An 18,708-nucleotide genomic window follows, 5' to 3' on the forward strand; every position below is an offset into this window, starting at 1 on the left:
TGACCAATGACCAATGACCAATGACGTTTTAAAACAAATGCCAACCTATAGTACCAATAACGTACATTCCCGCCAAGCCAGCGAAGGTAAATTGTAACCGCCGCAGAATGGGTTTGATTTCGTATGAGACAATTAAGCGATCGCGGTTAAGGACTTCCTGTGGCTTTGTCCAAGTTTGACCGTCGTACCAGCCGGACTCTTCATAAAATACTGTGGGACTACAAAGGCGATCGCACACGTAGAACCAGCCTAAGTATAACCTTACCAGTATCAGCACTAACCCGACACTGGCTCCTGCTGCACCACAGAGAATAAAATGTGCAATATACTTGTGAGGAGGAAAACTTGCCGCAGCTATAGGCCCTGCGAAGAGCCAAGATAAACCCCAAATCCAAACAAGTTTCGTGATATACTCGCGCCAATGTAAAGTGGTATCACGAAAAAGCCAGGAAGTTTTTAACTCTTCGTATTCATTGAGTGGTTGTTGGTCTGTAGGAACTGGGCAATTAGAAACCGAAGACCTAATCATGTTGGCTTACCCTCACCTTCATCAGATTCTGGAAGGGAAATACGTTCTGCATGAATCCAGAACGCTTCTAAATTATAAAACTCCCGTTCCTTGGGCATCATGATATGAACGATCACATCACCGTAATCTTGTAGTACCCAACTGCCCTCGACTTTTCCTTCTGTCCTTAAGGGACGGCGTTGCAACTCAGTTTCGACTTTTCCTTCAATTGCTTGAGCGATCGCCCTTACCTGTACCTTAGAATAGCCAGTCATCATCACAAAGTAATCCGCCAGGTAGGATACCTCTGCTACTTTGAGCAATAGAATCTCACCTGCTTTGCGATCTGATGCTGCAACAGCGATCGTTGCAGCTAATTTTTCGCTTGCCTCTTCGGTTTGGCCGTGGCTTATTACCGCACTCTTCGTCAGTGGGACAGATTGCAATGGGAAATTTCCTTGGAAATAATCAGTCATTAAACCTCAGGTGCTTTCTTCCTTTTGAAACAATTGTTGACATTTACTTACAAACAACGAACAATTGATCTGACAAATGTGTCAATAGGTTTTTTTGAATACTAACAAAAAAACAGGTGTCTATGGGATTAGTTTGATAATTGGCTGTTTAGATTTCGATATCCGCAACAGCTGAAAAGCTGATGGTTACTGTGCAGCGATAAATCAACCAATAGCTTTCCAGCAGGAATTGACAGCGAAAATAATTGCAGATTAATCAAACAGCATAATATGTAATCTAAAGCTAGTAATTTGCAGGTAACTACACATTTATGCTTTATACTGTCTGCTAAAAATTACGATACAACACAGCACACTAATTACAGGTCTAGCAAAAGTCCGATTTATTATATGCGCACAAAAACAAGTATCAATACATACTTCATAAGCACTAACTCACGGGTTAGACCTCTTGCAGAAATCAAAAATAAATAACCCCATCCCGCATTTGAGTAAAGCAAGCGCTCCTCTCCCCGATGCTTTGGGGAGGGGTGTTAGGGACTTTTGCAAGAGGTCTATTGAATGAAGTGAGCCGTGAGATTTTTAGTTCAACAATCCACCTGACAACCTGCTTGTGTATTGCTATATTTTTAATAGTAAAATTAATTACTCTTAAAATCTCTTAATACTTAGACATCAGGGCATAATCGTAATTTCTACAGATGTAACATAACTTTACAGCAAAAATTAAACTTCTTGTTTCGTAACTATGCCTCTAGATTGAATTGCTCTACGTTCTGCTGTCAATGAGTAACACAAGGACTCATACTGATTTAAAGCTTGCTCAAAAGCATATTGCTCAACGGCATATTGGCGACTTTTGTAACCCAGAGTTTTGACTTTTTCGGGGTTTTGGTACAAATCTAAAATAGCCATCGCTAAAGCTTGGGGATCTTCTGGAGGAACGATAACTCCGCCGCCACTTTGCCTAATGGCTCTTGCTGCCGTACCATTATCGGGTACAGAAGCAACTAAGGCCCCTCCACTAGCAAGTAACACTTGAATTTTTGACGGCATATTGAAGGATACAACATTTTTCTTTTGTACCACTAAACCAACATCCGCAGCTGCTAACATCTGTGGTAAATCTTTGCGGGGTTGAAATGGCAGTAACAAAACATTATCTGCACCGCAGTCTAGACATTCCTGTTGCAATCGCTGTAGACCTTTTGCCTCTCCAACGATGACAAAGACAATATCTGGGATATGGCGCAAGGCAGAAGCAGCTTTGACGACGCTTTCTAAGCCTTGGGTTAGGGCAATGTTACCAGAATACAGTACTACAAATTTGCCGTTTAGATTATGTGCTGTGCGGAAAGGGTTATCCTCTTTAGGCAAAGGGCGGATAAAATTTACATCAACCCAGTTGGGAATTTGCACAATTTTGTCAGCTTCTACGCCTTTAGATCGCAAATTTTCCACAAACCCATCGGCAATGACGCTAATTTTAGTGGCAGTGCGGTAAGCAAATTTTTCCAATAATGTAAACAACCGGATAAGTAATTTATTTTTCAATAGACCGACATGGACGGCTGCTTCTGGTAAGATATCTTGTAAATTTAAAATTACAGGACAAGCACGTAACCATCCTAAAAGAGCAACTGGTACACAGCTTGGCAAAGATGGCGATGTTGAGAGAATCACATCTGGGCGCCAACCAATAAGGGCGGGTACAAAGCTAGTGACAACGAAACTAGCATCTAATAACACCCTATCTAAAAGGTTGGGTTGTGGACGAATCCAAACGTAACTGCGTTGAATTTGAACGCCATTTTTGTATTCGTTGACATACCATTTACCCCGATATTCCTGGTAAATTTGCCGCTCAGGGTAGTTGGGCATAGCGGTGACTACACGTACTTCATGCCCACGTTTCACTAGTCCCTCTGCTAATTCAGTCATTAGTGGGGCAATACCAATCGGTTCTGGATAGTAGTTGTAGGAGTAAATTAAAATCCGCATAAAAATTTAGTCCGAAGTACCCCGGTTTTTTATTTAATGACAAATATTTGTCTGAAATATCTTTGGGCTTGGAAACCCCTATATTTAATTGTGACTCCAGACTCTTTTTCTGTCAGGTATTTTATTTAAAGATTGAGTAAACTTTAAGATGTAATACTTAGAGAGAGTGTAAAATTTTTTGACTATTTAAACAGTTTTTCAATTGTTATTTTTTGATTGGTACTTACGTAGAAACCCTAAGTGTATTAGTTTTTGCAGACCCTTAAATCAAAATTGGGATAGTTAGTATAAGTTACGTACATAAACCATTTTCCTAGAATCTGAATATTAATAATACTTTTTGATCGTACTAGTAATTCAATGAGCGATCGCCCTTGTATTTTCTCTTTTTTTGCTGGCTCAGGTTTCCTCGATTTAGGTTTTGAAACCAGCGGTTTTAATATTGTTTATGTCAATGAAATCTTCGCCCCATTTCTCGCTGCCTATCGCCATTCACGAGAAGTTCTAAAAATGCGATCGCCTGAATATGGATATCATCACGGTGAAGCAGCAGATGTAACAAAACTTATTGTCGAAAAAGAAGCACAACTCCTTCAGGAATTAGTCAAAAACTGCCGCAAATCTCATAATATAATTGGTTTCATTGGCGGGCCTCCCTGCCCTGATTTTTCTATTGGTGGAAAAAATAGAGGAGGTTTGGGAGAGAACGGTAAGCTTTCCGCTTCATATATTGAATTAATTTGCCGAAATATTCCCGACTTCTTTTTATTTGAGAATGTTAAAGGTTTGTGGAAGACGACAAAACACCGTTTATTTTTTGAATCCCTCAAGCAAAAATTGCAGGAATCAGGATATATATTAACAGAACGATTAATTAATGCTATCGAATATGGCGTACCCCAGGATAGAGAAAGAATTATTTTAATTGGTTTCAAAAAGAATTTTCTTCAAGATATAGGAATCAAAATCGGTAGTGAAAAGTTACTAAATGAGGCATATTTTCCTTGGAATAATTATATTTTATATCCTCAAGAAAAAGTTTTTGCTTACCACTGGTGTAAGAGTGAGCCATTCCAAGAAAATTCTTTAATACCTTGTCCTGATGGCATACCTGAAGAATTAACAGTTGAATACTGGTTTAGAAAAAATAATGTTCTGAAACATCCCAATACTAAAAACTGTTTTCAACCAAGGGCAGGTATCACAAAATTTGCTGATATTGATGAAGGGGATGATTCTAAAAAGTCTTTCAAACGTCTGCATAGATGGCGTTACTCTCCGACAGCTTGCTATGGAAATAATGAAGTACATTTACATCCTTACAAAGTCCGGCGGATTTCTGTAGCAGAAGCTTTAGCTATCCAATCTTTGCCTGCAAATTTTGTACTTCCAGAAAATATGTCACTCACTAATATGTTTAAAACTATTGGTAATGGTGTCCCATATTTGGCATCGCAGGCATTGGCTCAAAGTATTATTAACTTCTTAGGAAATAGTGCAAAAAACCCTGTTGATATTCCCAGTATTACTACTACTTAGCGTGAACTTAAACACTTGTAGTAATCCTGGGATATCTGTAAAGACAATTCAGCAGCTTGTTTTCAGGAGAAACTCGTAATAAATGTGGTTTAATATATATATAAGAAATGTTTTAATTTTTTATAAAGTTTAATAATCAATCACTGGCAGAAGACACGATGGCAGCAGACTATCCAGATATTGATATTGCGCCATTCATAGATCACTCCCTGTTAATGCCAACAGCTACTCCAGAGCAGGTTGAGCAATGGTGTGAAGAAGCATATAGATTCAACTTTGCGGCGGTTTGTCTGTTCCCCGCTAATGTCAAGCAAGCAGTCGAACTCCTCCACGGTAAAAACCCGAAAGTTTGTACGGTGATAGGCTTTCCTTCTGGTGCAACGACTTCAGCAGTGAAACTGTATGAAGCTCAAGAAGCGGCGGATAGTGGGGCCACTGAGTTGGATGTAGTCATGAACTTAGGCTGGTTGAAAGCTGGCAAAACTGAAGAAGTCCACCGAGAGATTGCCGAAATTTGTGAAGAGACTGGGCAAACAGTCAAGGTTATTTTGGAAACTAACCTGTTGACAGATGCAGAGAAAAAAATAGCTGCTGAAATAGCTATGGAGGCGGGAGCAGCATTCTTGAAAACTAGTACAGGTTGGAATGGTGGTGCAACTGTGGCAGATGTACGACTTTTGCAGGAATTGGCAAAAGAAAAGGTGGGAATTAAGGCTTCAGGTGGTATTCACACTATCAATCAAGCCCTAGACTTAATCGTAGCGGGTGCTACTAGATTAGGCACATCTCGCGGTATGGATTTGATCCGTCAGCGCGATAACCTGGGAAAGGGTGAATAGTCATTTGTCCTTTGTCATTTGTCATTTGTCCTAAGCTAATGACCCATGAGCAATGATTAATAACTACTAATGACTAGTGACTAATGACTAATGAGTAGAACCTATAAAGCAACTGGTATTAATCTTAAAACCCAGGCGCTAGGAGAATCGGATAAAATAGTGACGATTTTGACACGAGAATTCGGTCTAATTCGAGCCGTGGCTCCAGGGTCACGTAAGCACAACTCCAGCCTGGGCGGTAGGAGTGGAATGTTTGTTGTCAATGAACTATTGATTGCTAAAGGGCGATCGCTTGATAAAATTACTCAAGCACAGACTTTAAAAACTTATCCTGGTTTAGCTAAAGATTTGGGAAAACTGGCTGCCAGTCAATATTTAGCAGAAATAGTTCTGTGTGAAGCTTTGAGCGAACAACCCCAAGAAGAACTTTATGATTTGTTCAATGAACATCTCCATCGCTTAGAGGCGGTGTCTAGTGCAAATCCATTTGGTGTTTTGGCTCATCTGGCTCATGGTGTATTTCACCTTTTAGCCTTAGCAGGACTGACGCCACAAGTGCAAATCTGCTGCCTATCTCAACGTTCCCTTAAGCCAGACTTCACAGACCCCAACTGGCAAGTAGGATTTAGCATCCCTGCGGGTGGAACGGTTTCCTTAGAAGCTAGGGAACGTTTACGAAAAGAGGGGGAGATGAGGGCAGACGGGCAGAGGAGCAGGGGAGCAGGGGAGCGGGGGAAGATTAATAACCAATACCCTATGCCCAATGCCCCATCCGAAATGCCGCCAGTTGCTTCAACGGAGGGAACCTCCGCAACGTACTGGCTCCCCAATACCCAAACAATTGTTGTGCATCAGCAAGAAATACCCGTGATTTCTAGTCGTTTGGGTGCTATGGAACTAGCTTTGCTTCAACATCTGTCACAACCAGAGATAATGCAAATTGATGGTGCTAGAGATCGTAACTGGTTATCTGTTGAGCAGATTTTGCGCCAGTATGCTCAGTATCAATTAGGTCGCCCTATTCGCTCTGCTACCTTGATCGACTCTTATTTTGCTGCCAACCATGATGCAACCGTCTGATTTGGATAAAAAAGTCCTGCCTTTGTCACCTAGCCTCGCCAAAAAACAGAATAGAGTATCAGATCCTACAGTCAGGAATCACTTGAGTGCCGTTTCCAAGTGTACACCTAGTCAAATAAATGGCCAAGAAATGTCCCCAAAAGACGTTTCTAAAAACGATCAAAGTTGGACAACGGAGATCCCAAAAACTGATCTTCCAAGCCAATCCGAAAAACAATCAGAGGACAAATTAACCACTGCTGAGGTAGATAGTAACGGCGCTAGCAATGGGCAAAATTTGCCAGTAGCCACTATACCAGAAAAAGAATTACCGAAATTAGATGGGTCTGGTTCAGATGGAGAAGCTATTGCAGGGAATGTAAAACAGCTAGGATTTTTACCTGTATTAAAAAACCCTAATTTCTTGGCTCTTTGGGGCGGTCAAGTTTTCTCTCAACTAGCAGATAAAGTTTATTTGGTGCTGATGATTGCCTTGATTAATACTCAGTTTCAAGGAAGCAATCAGAGTATTAGTGGTTGGGTATCAGTCTTGATGATGGCTTTTACTATTCCAGCCGTATTGTTTGGTTCCGTTGCTGGCGTGTTTGTCGATCGCTGGTCGAAAAAGGCTGTACTGGTAGCAACAAATATTTGGCGCGGCATTCTGGTTTTGTCAATTCCCTTCATGCTGTGGTTGACTCATGATTGGAAACCCATAGGATTGCTGCCAGTGGGTTTTGTAATTATCTTGGGTGTGACTTTTTTAGTTTCGACTTTGACGCAGTTTTTTGCCCCGGCAGAACAGGCGGCAATTCCCTTAATTGTTGAAGAACAGCATTTACTCTCGGCTAATTCGCTTTACACAACAACGATGATGGCATCGGTGATTGTTGGGTTTGCTGTTGGGGAACCATTGTTAGCGATCGCTGATGGACTTTGGCTGCAAATTGGTGGTAGTGGTAGTTTGGGCAAAGAACTTTTAGTAGGTGGCAGTTATGCGATCGCTGGAATAATTTTGTTCCTCCTGGCAACTAAGGAAAAACACCACCACCCCGATACAGAATTCCCTCACGTATTCTCTGACTTGCGAGACGGTTTTGCCTATCTCAAAGCAAATCATCGCGTCCGCAATGCTTTGCTTCAACTGATTATCTTGTTTTCTGTCTTTGCAGCATTAACTGTTCTAGCTGTTCGGATGGCAGAAATAATTCCCAATATGAAAGCCTCCCAGTTCGGCTTTTTACTAGCAGCTGGTGGTGTTGGCATCGCGGCTGGAGCAACAATTCTCGGTCAATTTGGTCAACGCTTCTCCTATACTCAGCTAAGTCTGTGCGGATGTATGGGTATGGCCGCATCCCTGATTGGTCTGTCAGTATTTACAACTCAACTGTGGCTCGTCTTGTTGCTGGTAGCGCTAGTGGGCATCTTTGGGGCACTAGTGGGAATTCCCATGCAAACTGCCATCCAAACAGAAACACCTCCAGAAATGCGTGGTAAAGTTTTTGGCTTGCAGAACAATGTAATTAATATTGCCCTTTCATTACCTTTAGCATTAGCTGGTGTCGCAGAAACCTTTCTGGGATTACAGGTAGTTTTTTTGGGATTAGCTGCGATCGTCTTTTCAGGAGGTATATTAACCTGGTATAACTCACACAAGTAGTTATCAGCTAACAGTAGTTATTATTCATTACCTTGACGTAATTAATAATTTACTTAAAGCTTTTGTGTTCGTGGTAAACTGTTGCCAGTGAAAATTTATCACATACTTGCCGGATATGAATCTGACATTAGTCGGAATAAGTTGTTGAAATATCAGAAATTAACAACTTATAACTAAAATAAATAAAGCCATCAATCGACTGGTTTAATCAGCTGACAATAAGCTTTTTAAACTAGGAGAAAGTTTTGGGAATTTTTAATAAATAAAAACCAGCAAGTATAGCTAGATAAAAGGAAAATCACAAAGGACACTAAGTAATAGATTCAACCCGCTTTTCTTACAGCTAAATAAAGAATGCGTATAGCCTGGATTGGAAAAAAATCACCCTTTTGCGGCAATGTTACCTACAGTCGAGAAATTACCAATGCCTTGCTAGATAGGGGACATCAAGTTAGCTTTCTTCACTTCGCCCAGGAAGAGTCTGAACCTGATAATTGGCCAAATCTTCAAGAGGTTTCCCTACCTTTCATTTACAAGTCCCAGGTTTACACAATTCCCACTTTTAAAGCCACCAAAGTTTTAACCGATTCACTGCGGGAAATCAAACCAGATGTAGTCCATGCTTCCTTGACTTTATCTCCTCTAGACTTTTTTCTACCAGAAATCTGTGAGGAGCTGAGGTTGCCCTTAGTTGCCACTTTTCACACACCGTTTGCTGGCAAGGGCGCAAAGCTGGTATCGGGAACACAACTTTTGGCTTATCAGCTCTATGCGCCTTTTTTAGTTAACTACGATCGCGTGATTGTATTTTCCCAAATTCAGCGAGAATTATTGGCAGGGATGGGTGTAAGGGAAGAAAATATTGCCGTAATTCCCAACGGTGTTGATACCGCCAAGTATTCTCCAGGATTTTCTCAAATCAAAGCAGAATTAAAAGCCGAACGTTTATTTGTCTATCAGGGTCGCATAGCGCCAGAGAAAAATGTTGAAGCTCTCCTCCGGGCTTGGAAGCAGTCGGCAATGGCGCCTGGTAGTAAGTTACTAATTGTTGGCGACGGCCCTTTAAAGTCTTCCTTAGAGCCGTTTTTTGGTTCAGAATACGGCATTATCTGGTTGGGATTTGTCGCTGATGAAGACCGACGCATCGAAATTTTGCGGGGCGCAGATGTATTTGTTTTGCCTTCATTGGTAGAGGGTTTGTCCTTATCTCTGTTAGAAGGAATGTCGTGTGGGTTGGCTTGTTTAGCAACAGATGTGGGTGCAGATGGAGAAGTATTGGAAAAGGGTGCAGGTGTAGTTATTAGTACCAAAACAGCGCGATCGCAATTGAGAACCCTCTTGCCAGTGTTGCAAGACCATCCAGAGTTAACAACCCTACTGGGGCAAAAAGCTAGACAGCGTGTATTAGACCGCTATACCCTTAGTAAAAATATTAGTCTGCTGGAAGAACTTTATAAAGGAGTTTTAGCACAGCGACCTCTACCACTTAGTCGTAGAGCGTAGGGAAAGGGAAAAAGTGCGATCGCACTGGAAATTCTAAGATGCTAATGAGTGCGATCGAGCAACAATGTTAGCCAGCATTGGCTAGTATTTTAGTCATGCAATTATTTGTGATTTATGAATACAGATACCTGACTAAAGAAAGTTAACGAAATGAAGTATGATGCAAGTCAGATAAAGTTGAGAAATATCCCTGACTTAGAACAGCTAGAAGATGGAAAGTGCTGCCGAACATACGTCTATTTCTTCACAAATCCGTTGCCTGAGCAAAACGTTATCGATCAAATTGCAAATAGTTTAGAGAAGAAATTCACCTTTTCAAAGGAAGTATATGAGATTCCTGAAGATGTTGAAATTTGTGCATCTATTTTCATCGAGCGTTTACAAGATAACGAAGCCAGAGTTCGTGTCTTGACAAATCAACCAGAAGAAGATTGCGTTTACATCTTTGGGACACATACTCTGCCACGCAAAATTGAGGAAAGGTTTGGAATTGTACAGTCGATTCAGGGACAACAGCGAGAGACTTGGATTACTGACAGACGTTAGGGTATTACCTATCTATCGATCAATTAATCTTTGAATTATCCACTAAAGACCATCCTAAACTGCTTGGCTGTTCATAAACCCGCTTTAGAGTATTTACATCTCTTGCAGAAATAGGTGACGGGTTACGAACTTGAGAAAAGTATAAAGCATCAGTTTGTAGCGGACTATGACCCCAAATTCCTAGTGCATGACCGAATTCGTGGCGGGCTGCTGCAATGAGATACTCACCTGTTTGACTAGGACTTAGCAAGATGGTGAAGCGGTGGGATAAAACTTTGTTACTGGTGTATAACTCGTAAGTAGTTTGTGCCGATCGCGCACGGGGTATATTACTACCAGGGGAAATTTGTAGAGGTGGCGCTTTTCGCGCGATCGTAATATCAGCAACTTCTGGCTGTTCGACTACTGTTAAAGGTAAATAATTACTCCACTCCTGTACACCCTGCAAGACACGATTAACCCATGCTTGAGCTTGTTTTTCGCTGATGGCTTTTGGCGCTTCTACGTAAACCCGAACAGGAAATTGCGACCAGACTAAATAACCAACTTGGGTTGTTGTGATTTGGGAAAAGTAGTCACCACTGTTAGTGTTATCTTGCCACTGTGCCAGTGTGGGCGGTAAGGGATGGGGTTTTGGGGAAGTAGGGAGAGAAGTTATTAAATCTGAATGTACATATTCTGGTATTATCGCAAACCCATTACTCAACTGGATATTAGTAAAAACGATTAACAGCCCTGTGCTAATAAACAAGGCAAGAGCTGTAATTAACCGTCGTGAAATTAAATTTATTAGAGTGTTAAGTATCGGGTGTTGGGTTATTCTCCCCATTTACCTATCCTTATTTAGGCAGCCAACCGGCACTTAAAACTACTGTTAAACCGAGAAAAACTACTGTCAATGCCCAAGTAATTCGGTTTAAGGTGTTTTCTGCACTCTTGGTGCTGCTAAATAGCTGGGCTTGTCCGCCAATGGCGCCAACACCATCACCTTTAGGGCTATGCAGTAAAACTAAGATAATTAAACCAGCGGCGGAAAATGCCCAAATGCCTTGCACGATATTACTAACTGTCATGGTAGGAATCTCATTTATAAAAAGTTTCAAAAAACAGAATTCAGAAGTTAGGAGTTTTTAGTAAACTCCTAACTCAGTAATCAGCAATCTTTTACAGCCCTACTTGCACGGGGGTGCGAGTACGTTGCAGCTCGTATTCTGCTGTTTTCAGTAGCGATCGCCCGGTCATTTCTGGTGGCTGAGGCAGCTGTAAAATCTCTAGAATCGTGGGAGCGATGTCGGATAGCTTACCATCGCTTCGCAGTTCGACATTTGTACCATATCCAGGGATTTTAACTCTCTCTCCTTCCACCAAGATGAAGGGGACTGGGTTAGTGGTATGAGCCGTCCAGGGATTACCCCCTTCATCTAGCATATACTCAGCGTTGCCGTGATCGGCAGTAATAATTGTAGTACCACCGGCTTTGATAACGCTCTCTAACAAGCGTCCCAAACAGCGATCGACTGTTTCAATTGCTGTAATGGTAGCGTCGATTTGACCAGTATGCCCTACCATGTCTGGGTTGGCATAGTTAATCACAACTAGGGAATACGTACCCTTTTGAATCGCAGCGATCGCTACATCTGTAACTGCTGCTGCTGACATCGCTGGGGCGCGATCGTAAGTTGCTACCATCGGGCTGCTTACTAGTTCCCGATCTTCTCCGGAAAAAGGTTCCTCCAGACCCCCATTAAAGAAATAGGTGACGTGGGCATATTTTTCTGTTTCGGCGGTGCGGAACTGATTCAAACTATGATTGGCTATAACTTCTCCCAGAATGTTACTGAGATTCTGAGGCTCAAAGGCTACAGCCACGGGTAAATCTGAATCATACTGTGTAAAGGTGACAAAAGACAGAGGTGTGATTTGCTGTCTTTCAAAACCGTTAAAAGTGGGACTGACTAAAGCTTGAGTCAGTTGTCTGGAGCGATCGGGGCGGAAGTTGAAAAATATCACCCCATCCCCTGGTTGTATTGCGCCGGGAGCAATTCGGATTGGGTTGACAAATTCATCTTTTATCCCTTGGTCGTAAGATGCTTGCAAGACTTCCACAGCCTTGAGACCATTACCGACACTATCTTGTATCATCATGTCGTAGGCGCGTTTAACCCGATCCCAGCGGCGATCGCGATCCATCGCGTAGTAGCGACCGCTGAGGGTGACTATGCGCCCAATTCCTATGCGGTCTATATAATCTTGCAGCAGTGCGATTGTTCTTACACCGTCAGTAGGGGCGGTGTCACGACCATCGGTGATAGCGTGAATACAAACTTCTGGAATTTGCTGATCTTTGGCTAAGTCAAGTAGTCCGAATAGATGGGTGATATGCGAATGTACCCCTCCCTCAGAACAAAGCCCGACTAGATGCAGCTTGCTATTCCGAGAACGAACTTCCTGGCAAATTTTGACAAGTGCTGGGTTTAAGGCAATAGAACCGTCTTCGACTGCATCGGAGATGCGTACAAGTTCTTGCGGTACCACTCGTCCAGCACCAATGTTCAAATGACCAACTTCCGAGTTGCCCATTTGACCTTCTGGCAACCCTACGGCTTTTCCTGATGTGTGGATGAGGCTATGCGGGTAAGCTGCCCATAAACTGTCCACAATGGGAGTTTTAGCAGCAATAATGGCGTTTCCTCGCGTTTGGTCGCAGTAGCCCCATCCGTCTAAAATGACTAGCACCACAGGAGCAACAGGTGCTTTGGTCATAGTAAAATTGCCCTTTACTTTTTGTAATACCCGAATGATACCACTGCTAATCCACGCCGCAAGTGAATTTTTGCTTATTAACTTCTTTTACGAAGGACTTGCGGTTTTTGGAAATATTTTTTAAATTTTAGTAATTTTCCTGTGATGTTTCGGAACTCTCATAAAAAGTGATTACTTAGTAATAGCGCTAAAACGCTACTACTAAGCCATTTTCTAGTTTTTCATTTCCTTTTCGTAGAAGCTTTAGCAGCTTTCGCTGCTTTTTTCGCTGCTTTTTCGGCTTCTATTGCAGCTAACTTTGCCTGTTCTTTTTCTTCGGCAATTTTCTGGAGATAGTAATGATAGTCTCCTAAGTAAACGCGGAATTCACCATCACGAATTTCGACAATTTTGTTAGCTACTTGAGAAATAAAGTAGCGATCGTGGGAAACTACAATTGCCGTACCGTCATAATTTTTGAGCGCTTCTTCCAGCATTTCCTTCGCTGGAATATCTAGGTGGTTTGTCGGCTCATCTAAAATTAGTAGGTTAGCAGGACGTAAGAGCATTTTTGCCAATGCCAAACGAGCTTTTTCTCCTCCACTTAATGCTCCAACCGCCTTAAATACTGTGTCACCAGTAAATAAGAAGCGTCCCAAAAGCGTGCGGACTTCTTGATTATCCCAGTCGGGAACTTCATCATGGATAGTTTCCATGACAGTTTTCTTCAAATCCAAAGCTTCAGCTTGATTTTGCTCAAAGTAACCGGGAATAACGTTGTGATCGCCTAATTGAACGCTACCTTCTGTGGGTGGTTCCATACCCATAATTACGCGCAAAAGGGTAGATTTTCCAGCACCGTTGGGGCCAAGAAAAGCAATGCGATCGCCTCTTTCAATTAGCAGATTTGCTGCCAAAAACAAGATTTTATCACCATAAAGATGAGTTAAATCTTTAATGTCCACTACTTCGCGTCCACTGCGGGGTGCAGGCGGAAAACGGAAATGTAAAGTTCTTACGCCTGCAATGGGTGCTTCAATGCGCTCGATTTTGTCGAGTTGCTTTTCCCGGCTTTTTGCCTGGGTACTGCGGGTAGCACTGGCGCGGAATCTATCAACAAAGGTTTGCTGTTTCTCTAATTCTTTCTGCTGACGTTCGTAAGCACTCAGTTGTGCTGATTGACTTTCGGCTTTTTGTTCCAAATATGCCGAGTAGTTACCAAGGTAGGTACTGGAAACACCACGTTCAGTTTCCACAATTTGGGTGCAGAGGCGGTCAAGGAACTCCCGGTCATGGGAGACTATTACCATCGGCGTAATCAGCCCTCTGAGGTAATTTTCCAACCACTCAATGGTTTCTAAATCTAGGTGGTTAGTCGGTTCATCCAGCAGCAACAAGTCAGGTTTTTGCAGCAGAATTTTACCTAAACTCATCCGCATTTGCCAACCACCACTGAAGGCACTGACGAGGCGATCGCCATCTTCTAGCCCAAACCCCATCTCTGGTAAAATTTTCCCGATGCGTGCATCTAAGTTGTAGCCATCCAAGGCTTCAAATTTGCGCTGCAAGCGATCTAACTTGTCGATTAGTCGATCCAGTTCCTCTGGGGTAGCCGTTTCCATCTCTTGTGGTATGTGCGCCAGAGATAGCTGTACTTCGTTGGCTTCTTTGAAGACAGTCCAAAATTCTTCTCTAACGGTGCGGGTGGGGTCTACTTCAAACTCTTGGTTGAGGTAAGCTATGTGTAAGCTATTAGGACGGATAATTTCGCCTGCGGTGGGTTCAATTTCCCCAGAGATAATTTTGAGTTGGGTAGATTTTCCAGCACCGTTGACACCGACTAAGCCAATGCGATCGCCTGGTTTAACTTCCCAGTTGATATCTTTGAGAACTTCGCCTGTGGGATAAATTTTACTTATATGTTCTAGTCGCAGCATTAAGTTTCTCTCAGGTAGGGAGTGGGTGGTTGAGGACGAAGTACTAACACCGCCTCTAATATTAACAAAAATTAACTATAAATTCGTCGTGAGAAAGTCTGGAAGCCGCAAACCAAATTTGGCTTGAGCCACGGATAAAATTTATCACATCTATCTCAAGGCTGGCTTTGTATTACTTGTCTAACTTCTTCGACACTCAAATCTAACGCCTGTGCTACTTGTTCTACAGTTAACCCTGCTGCCAACATTGCTGGTACTGCTTTTAATTTGCCTTCAACCTTACCTTGTTCAACACCTTCCTGAAAGGCTTCCTGATAAAATCTGGTTTGCTTTAACTCGCTTAAGCTAAACATTTGCTCGATCTCCTCCCTACTCATTGTGGGAAATTTATAAACCAAAATAGTCTCTATAAATTGTAATAATTGCTGCTGTTTTAGCAGTGAGTTTATCTCTGACTTAGTTCTATCTATCAACTCCCTTGCTTGGACAATTGCGATATCGTCAGTTGCAATTACTAATTTAGCAGTTGCAATGCCAATTGGAAGCGATGCAGCTTCACCTAATTCATCCAAATAAATGCGCCTGATGCGCCCACTTGTGAAAAACTCACGGTAATGTTTGATATTGCCTGTATCTACATTCCTGTTTGGGTATAAAACCACAGCACCCCAATCATTTAACGGTTGATTCTGACGGAGGTATAAACATATTTCTGCAATTAGCCGTGAATAAATTTCCCCATCAGCTTGAAATTGCACTTCAACAAAGTAAATCTGGTTCTCGCTTCCTTGTGTGGGCAGAAACACACCATCGATTCTGAAGGCTGTTTGTTTGATTTCAACTGATGAAAATTGATAAAGGCTAGCTGATTCTGGAGGATTACCAATAAGTTCAAAGAAGATATCAGGGAATTCTTGAAACAGCCGATAAAAGATGATGTCTGTTTTCACAATTTTATTTCATTTGAAAATTTTGATTTGCCGTTCATGTGTTACTTTGTTCTTCAGAACCATCTCGCACTTTCAGCAATTGCTCTTTTGCCATCCCTAATATACGTGAAAGGGGCGCAAATAAACTATCATCAAATGCTTGCCCAGCATAAATATTATTCAGTTCGGTAGGGGATAATTTAAAGGTGTCACAGAACTTAGCGAACTCTTGGTTACTCAAGTCAAGCTCTTTTTGCCTATCCTGAAGTAAAACTGCGATCGCTCTAGTTCCATGCTTTGGACGCTCACTAGTTTTTACATATTTTTCCATTAAAAAATTGACTTTCCTGGTATCGCCGCCGATTTTTTTAATTAAATCAGTACAAGCCATTTTTAGCGCTTTCTTTAAAACTTCTTCTTCATTTAAAATTTTAATAATTTCACTGGCATATTCTGGTTTAAAAAACCCCACCAAATTCCCTTGATGGTAAACTGGGATATAAGGATTATTCGTTTCAATTTGCCAATCTAAAGGCTCATTGCGTAGCGACATAGCTGCACCCCTAAATATTTTAAGATTGCACCATTTTAAAACCATTTATTGCTTAACTGCCAGTAAAATACACTAGCCCTGGCGATTAAAAATCGCAGCTATACAGACAAAACCCACGGAGGTGGGTTTCGACTTGCTGGAGTCCACGCAGACGGACTTAGTTTGTACAGCCATTACGTATTTCTAGCAGAACCTCTAACTCAGCCAAAATTAGCGATCGCCAGGTGAATAAATGCGATTTTACTACTCACACGCCTAGTTTTATGATTCGTATTCTTCAAAAATTATTACAGCAGCTTCTAAGTATCGATCTAATAGACGATGATCGTATATATCAGGTAATACTAATTCGACTGCCCTAGTGGTTTCCATTACTCCACCACGATCTTCTCCATCTTTAAAAGCTGCCATAGAACCCCATAGTCTAGCTATTGCAGTTTGAATTTCTTCCCTTTCAGGCAAATACCATATTTCTCGACTAATTTCATTACACTGTAAAGGAGTTAAAAATTTTGGCTCTGACAAAGCTTGCTGAATATATTTATTAAGCTGGGAGAGTTTGTCTGATTCAATCTCGAATGAATATATTTGTATGCATTCTATTGCCCATTGGATTGCCAAACTATAGTGATATTTTTGTAATTTCAGTGCAATTGGATAAGCCCAAAGTATTTGTTTTTGCGCTATAGTTTGTTTTACATTTTCTATTAATTGTTTCATAGATGTAACTATATCTAACTACCTTGGAGTAAAACTTATAAGTATATAATTTTTTTCACCTCGTTCTACTTAAGGTATCTCCAAATAACAAATGAGCGTTATAACAATGCTAGTAATTATCCTTCCCAGTCTTGACGAGTATCGCACAGAAAATTATCTGCGATCGCATCATCAAATAAATAGGGGCAATGCTCGGGAAAAGTTCGTAATGGTAAGTTAGTTTCTCGTAGTGCCAAATCCACTCCCGCTTCAAAGCCATCTAACAAGGCTTCTTCTATTCGAGACTTTAAGCTAGGGTTCTGCCGCAGATGCCTATTGATGGCGCGGCGCTGTTCTCGAATTGTTAAAAACCAACTGCGAGAGCGTTGTTCGGGTTGATACTCCCACTTCAAGAGATGACTGAGTAATACACTCAGACGACTCACGAGTTCTCGATACTCCAGTCTCCCTAAAGCTTGAATTTCCTCTTGCAGGTTTTGCCAGTCTAGTTCCATAACTAGCCTCTGTTCTAACGCTTTAGCCTGCTGCTGTGTCCAGCCATAGAAATCTTGGTCATACAAAAAAGGTTTGTCCATAGAGTTGAATCTTGACAGCAAAAGATCGTGAGCTAGTTTGATGATTTAAATTCAATCCTGAACAAACATTCAACTTGCTTTTGCTTCATCCCCAGATGCTTCAGCCACAGCCGCCAATCTCTCTGCCGCAGCTTGCACAATTTGAGCCACTTGAGCCAAAGGCATGTGCTGGATTTGTCTCAGAATCAGACTCAAATCTGAGGTTTCTGGAATTGGCTTGCCATCAATGCAGCTAATTAACTCTTCCATTGTGTAGCCTGCTTTCGATGCGATTCGAGCCAAATTCTCTGTATCTGGAACCTTCACACCTTTTTCCCACATCTGAACAGCAGTAGCAGATACCCCCAAAAGCTTACCAAATGCTCGCTGACTCATTGAACCGCGAGCTAGTTTAATGATTTCAATCAGTTTTTGTTTGCTTTCGATCTTCACTGCTTATATAGCTAGCCAACTGTATTTACAAGTCTACTTTCAATATTACAAGTTTACTTTTATATTGACAGCCTTGTGTTTTAGTACTAAACTATATCTCTGGTTGTAAATCGCCAACTACAGTCATCAAGCTAGTAGGCTAACCCATCTATCTTTAACCAACCCAAAAAACTTAGTTTGCTACGGCGCTTGTGCTAGTAGCTAGACTTTGCTGCGAGAAATAATATCGAAGGTGCATCATGTTTCGCAAGCCACGGAAAATTAACCAATATCGCCGCAAAGGTAAAAACCTTATAGCCACTAATAAAATTAAACCAGAACAGTGGAACATTTCTGACGCAGAAACTAAAGAAGCTTTAAAAGTGAAAGGCTACGATGTTAAGCAAATCAAAAAAATCCACCTTCTGAAGCATCAGGTATGTATTTCTTACTGGGATGCAAAAGGCAATATATGCAGCAGCTTTTTTAGCTACCGGATTTTTGCACGTTGGCAAGAAGAAGTGGAAAAGCTAATTTATACCTGTGAAACTCTGAAGGAATGGGCAAAATTAAATTACCTTATGAAGTACGAATTTTCCTATTATCATTATCCCAGTGAAATAGAAGATATACTCCACGCGATATTAGAAACACCACCTGTCTGTGTTAAAAGCAACAGAACAACAAGTGGTTTTACAGGATATTTAACA

General features: G+C 41.5%; 18 protein-coding genes and 1 pseudogene. 7 read left to right on the forward strand and 12 right to left on the reverse strand.

From position 1 onward, the window contains the following. Positions 1-28: 28 nt before the first annotated feature. From AC1F2U_RS14885 to AC1F2U_RS14895, 3 genes are all read right to left on the reverse strand, one after another. On the reverse strand, positions 29-529 hold the full coding sequence (locus AC1F2U_RS14885) for a CGLD27 family protein (RefSeq protein ID WP_322694231.1): 501 nt from the start codon (positions 527-529) through the stop codon (positions 29-31). Further along, complete coding sequence (gene rsfS / locus AC1F2U_RS14890; protein ID WP_181928677.1) at positions 526-984, reverse strand: ribosome silencing factor; 459 nt, start codon at positions 982-984, stop codon at positions 526-528. Before rsfS ends, AC1F2U_RS14885 begins: the two co-directional genes overlap by 4 nt. Positions 985-1,710: 726 nt before the next feature. After that, on the reverse strand, positions 1,711-2,985 hold the full coding sequence (locus AC1F2U_RS14895; RefSeq protein WP_480261811.1) for a glycosyltransferase family 4 protein: 1,275 nt from the start codon (positions 2,983-2,985) through the stop codon (positions 1,711-1,713). A 360-nt stretch (positions 2,986-3,345) separates the two neighbouring features. On the opposite strand from AC1F2U_RS14895, the gene AC1F2U_RS14900 reads away from it, so the two are divergent. The 6 genes from AC1F2U_RS14900 (at position 3,346) to AC1F2U_RS14925 (ending at position 10,131) form a co-directional block, all read left to right on the forward strand. Next, entirely contained in the window at positions 3,346-4,524 is a 1,179-nt protein-coding gene (locus AC1F2U_RS14900) for a DNA cytosine methyltransferase (protein WP_480261812.1), read from the forward strand. A 158-nt stretch (positions 4,525-4,682) separates the two neighbouring features. Then, complete coding sequence (deoC, locus tag AC1F2U_RS14905) at positions 4,683-5,363, forward strand: deoxyribose-phosphate aldolase (RefSeq protein ID WP_480261813.1); 681 nt, start codon at positions 4,683-4,685, stop codon at positions 5,361-5,363. A gap of 90 nt (positions 5,364-5,453) precedes the next feature. Beyond that, on the forward strand, positions 5,454-6,443 hold the full coding sequence (gene recO / locus AC1F2U_RS14910; RefSeq protein ID WP_480261814.1) for a DNA repair protein RecO: 990 nt from the start codon (positions 5,454-5,456) through the stop codon (positions 6,441-6,443). Then, positions 6,430-8,082, forward strand: a complete 1,653-nt coding sequence (locus AC1F2U_RS14915) for an MFS transporter (protein ID WP_480261847.1) — start codon at positions 6,430-6,432, stop codon at positions 8,080-8,082. The genes recO and AC1F2U_RS14915 overlap by 14 nt, the downstream gene beginning before the upstream one ends. A gap of 354 nt (positions 8,083-8,436) precedes the next feature. After that, a complete protein-coding gene (locus AC1F2U_RS14920; protein WP_335196933.1) occupies positions 8,437-9,585 on the forward strand; it encodes a glycosyltransferase family 4 protein in 1,149 nt (382 codons plus the stop codon). A gap of 150 nt (positions 9,586-9,735) precedes the next feature. Continuing rightward, complete coding sequence (locus AC1F2U_RS14925) at positions 9,736-10,131, forward strand: hypothetical protein (protein ID WP_480261815.1); 396 nt, start codon at positions 9,736-9,738, stop codon at positions 10,129-10,131. A gap of 19 nt (positions 10,132-10,150) precedes the next feature. Here the strand turns inward: AC1F2U_RS14925 and AC1F2U_RS14930 are convergent, their stop codons facing one another. From AC1F2U_RS14930 to AC1F2U_RS14970, 9 genes are all read right to left on the reverse strand, one after another. Then, the gene (locus AC1F2U_RS14930) at positions 10,151-10,960 is read right to left on the reverse strand and encodes a peptidase (RefSeq protein WP_480261816.1); all 810 of its coding nucleotides are present in this window, start codon (positions 10,958-10,960) and stop codon (positions 10,151-10,153) included. A gap of 10 nt (positions 10,961-10,970) precedes the next feature. Next, positions 10,971-11,204, reverse strand: a complete 234-nt coding sequence (gene secG, locus AC1F2U_RS14935; RefSeq protein ID WP_480261817.1) for a preprotein translocase subunit SecG — start codon at positions 11,202-11,204, stop codon at positions 10,971-10,973. Between the two features lie 91 nt (positions 11,205-11,295). Beyond that, positions 11,296-12,894: a 2,3-bisphosphoglycerate-independent phosphoglycerate mutase gene (gene gpmI / locus AC1F2U_RS14940; protein ID WP_480261818.1), complete on the reverse strand. Its 1,599-nt coding sequence runs from the start codon at positions 12,892-12,894 to the stop codon at positions 11,296-11,298. A gap of 221 nt (positions 12,895-13,115) precedes the next feature. Next, on the reverse strand, positions 13,116-14,810 hold the full coding sequence (locus AC1F2U_RS14945; RefSeq protein ID WP_480261819.1) for an ABC-F family ATP-binding cassette domain-containing protein: 1,695 nt from the start codon (positions 14,808-14,810) through the stop codon (positions 13,116-13,118). A gap of 155 nt (positions 14,811-14,965) precedes the next feature. Then, the gene (locus AC1F2U_RS14950) at positions 14,966-15,760 is read right to left on the reverse strand and encodes an Rpn family recombination-promoting nuclease/putative transposase (RefSeq protein WP_480261820.1); all 795 of its coding nucleotides are present in this window, start codon (positions 15,758-15,760) and stop codon (positions 14,966-14,968) included. Positions 15,761-15,794: 34 nt separating this feature from the next. Next, entirely contained in the window at positions 15,795-16,292 is a 498-nt protein-coding gene (locus tag AC1F2U_RS14955) for a hypothetical protein (protein WP_480261821.1), read from the reverse strand. A gap of 261 nt (positions 16,293-16,553) precedes the next feature. Further along, positions 16,554-17,012 (reverse strand): hypothetical protein, encoded by a 459-nt coding sequence (locus AC1F2U_RS14960; protein ID WP_480261822.1) that lies wholly within the window; start codon positions 17,010-17,012, stop codon positions 16,554-16,556. 116 nt (positions 17,013-17,128) lie between these two features. After that, the gene (locus tag AC1F2U_RS14965) at positions 17,129-17,587 is read right to left on the reverse strand and encodes a DUF29 domain-containing protein (RefSeq protein ID WP_480261823.1); all 459 of its coding nucleotides are present in this window, start codon (positions 17,585-17,587) and stop codon (positions 17,129-17,131) included. Between the two features lie 69 nt (positions 17,588-17,656). Then, on the reverse strand, positions 17,657-18,019 hold the full coding sequence (locus AC1F2U_RS14970; RefSeq protein WP_094328443.1) for a helix-turn-helix domain-containing protein: 363 nt from the start codon (positions 18,017-18,019) through the stop codon (positions 17,657-17,659). Positions 18,020-18,258: 239 nt separating this feature from the next. On the opposite strand from AC1F2U_RS14970, the pseudogene AC1F2U_RS14975 reads away from it, so the two are divergent. Continuing rightward, positions 18,259-18,706 (forward strand): annotated as a pseudogene (locus AC1F2U_RS14975) (hypothetical protein). Positions 18,707-18,708 lie beyond the last annotated feature (2 nt).

The sequence above is a fragment of the Nostoc sp. LEGE 12454 genome (genome assembly GCF_056620565.1).

Bases quoted from the DNA above. Each gene is read 5' to 3' on its own strand.
- AC1F2U_RS14885 (WP_322694231.1), bottom strand. From the start codon at position 529: ATGATTAGGTCTTCGGTTTCTAATTGCCCAGTTCCTACAGACCAACAA.
- rsfS (WP_181928677.1), bottom strand. From the start codon at position 984: ATGACTGATTATTTCCAAGGAAATTTCCCATTGCAATCTGTCCCACTG.
- AC1F2U_RS14895 (WP_480261811.1), bottom strand. From the start codon at position 2,985: ATGCGGATTTTAATTTACTCCTACAACTACTATCCAGAACCGATTGGT.
- AC1F2U_RS14900 (WP_480261812.1), top strand. From the start codon at position 3,346: ATGAGCGATCGCCCTTGTATTTTCTCTTTTTTTGCTGGCTCAGGTTTC.
- deoC (WP_480261813.1), top strand. From the start codon at position 4,683: ATGGCAGCAGACTATCCAGATATTGATATTGCGCCATTCATAGATCAC.
- recO (WP_480261814.1), top strand. From the start codon at position 5,454: ATGAGTAGAACCTATAAAGCAACTGGTATTAATCTTAAAACCCAGGCG.
- AC1F2U_RS14915 (WP_480261847.1), top strand. From the start codon at position 6,430: ATGCAACCGTCTGATTTGGATAAAAAAGTCCTGCCTTTGTCACCTAGC.
- AC1F2U_RS14920 (WP_335196933.1), top strand. From the start codon at position 8,437: ATGCGTATAGCCTGGATTGGAAAAAAATCACCCTTTTGCGGCAATGTT.
- AC1F2U_RS14925 (WP_480261815.1), top strand. From the start codon at position 9,736: ATGAAGTATGATGCAAGTCAGATAAAGTTGAGAAATATCCCTGACTTA.
- AC1F2U_RS14930 (WP_480261816.1), bottom strand. From the start codon at position 10,960: ATGGGGAGAATAACCCAACACCCGATACTTAACACTCTAATAAATTTA.
- secG (WP_480261817.1), bottom strand. From the start codon at position 11,204: ATGACAGTTAGTAATATCGTGCAAGGCATTTGGGCATTTTCCGCCGCT.
- gpmI (WP_480261818.1), bottom strand. From the start codon at position 12,894: ATGACCAAAGCACCTGTTGCTCCTGTGGTGCTAGTCATTTTAGACGGA.
- AC1F2U_RS14945 (WP_480261819.1), bottom strand. From the start codon at position 14,810: ATGCTGCGACTAGAACATATAAGTAAAATTTATCCCACAGGCGAAGTT.
- AC1F2U_RS14955 (WP_480261821.1), bottom strand. From the start codon at position 16,292: ATGTCGCTACGCAATGAGCCTTTAGATTGGCAAATTGAAACGAATAAT.
- AC1F2U_RS14960 (WP_480261822.1), bottom strand. From the start codon at position 17,012: ATGAAACAATTAATAGAAAATGTAAAACAAACTATAGCGCAAAAACAA.
- AC1F2U_RS14965 (WP_480261823.1), bottom strand. From the start codon at position 17,587: ATGGACAAACCTTTTTTGTATGACCAAGATTTCTATGGCTGGACACAG.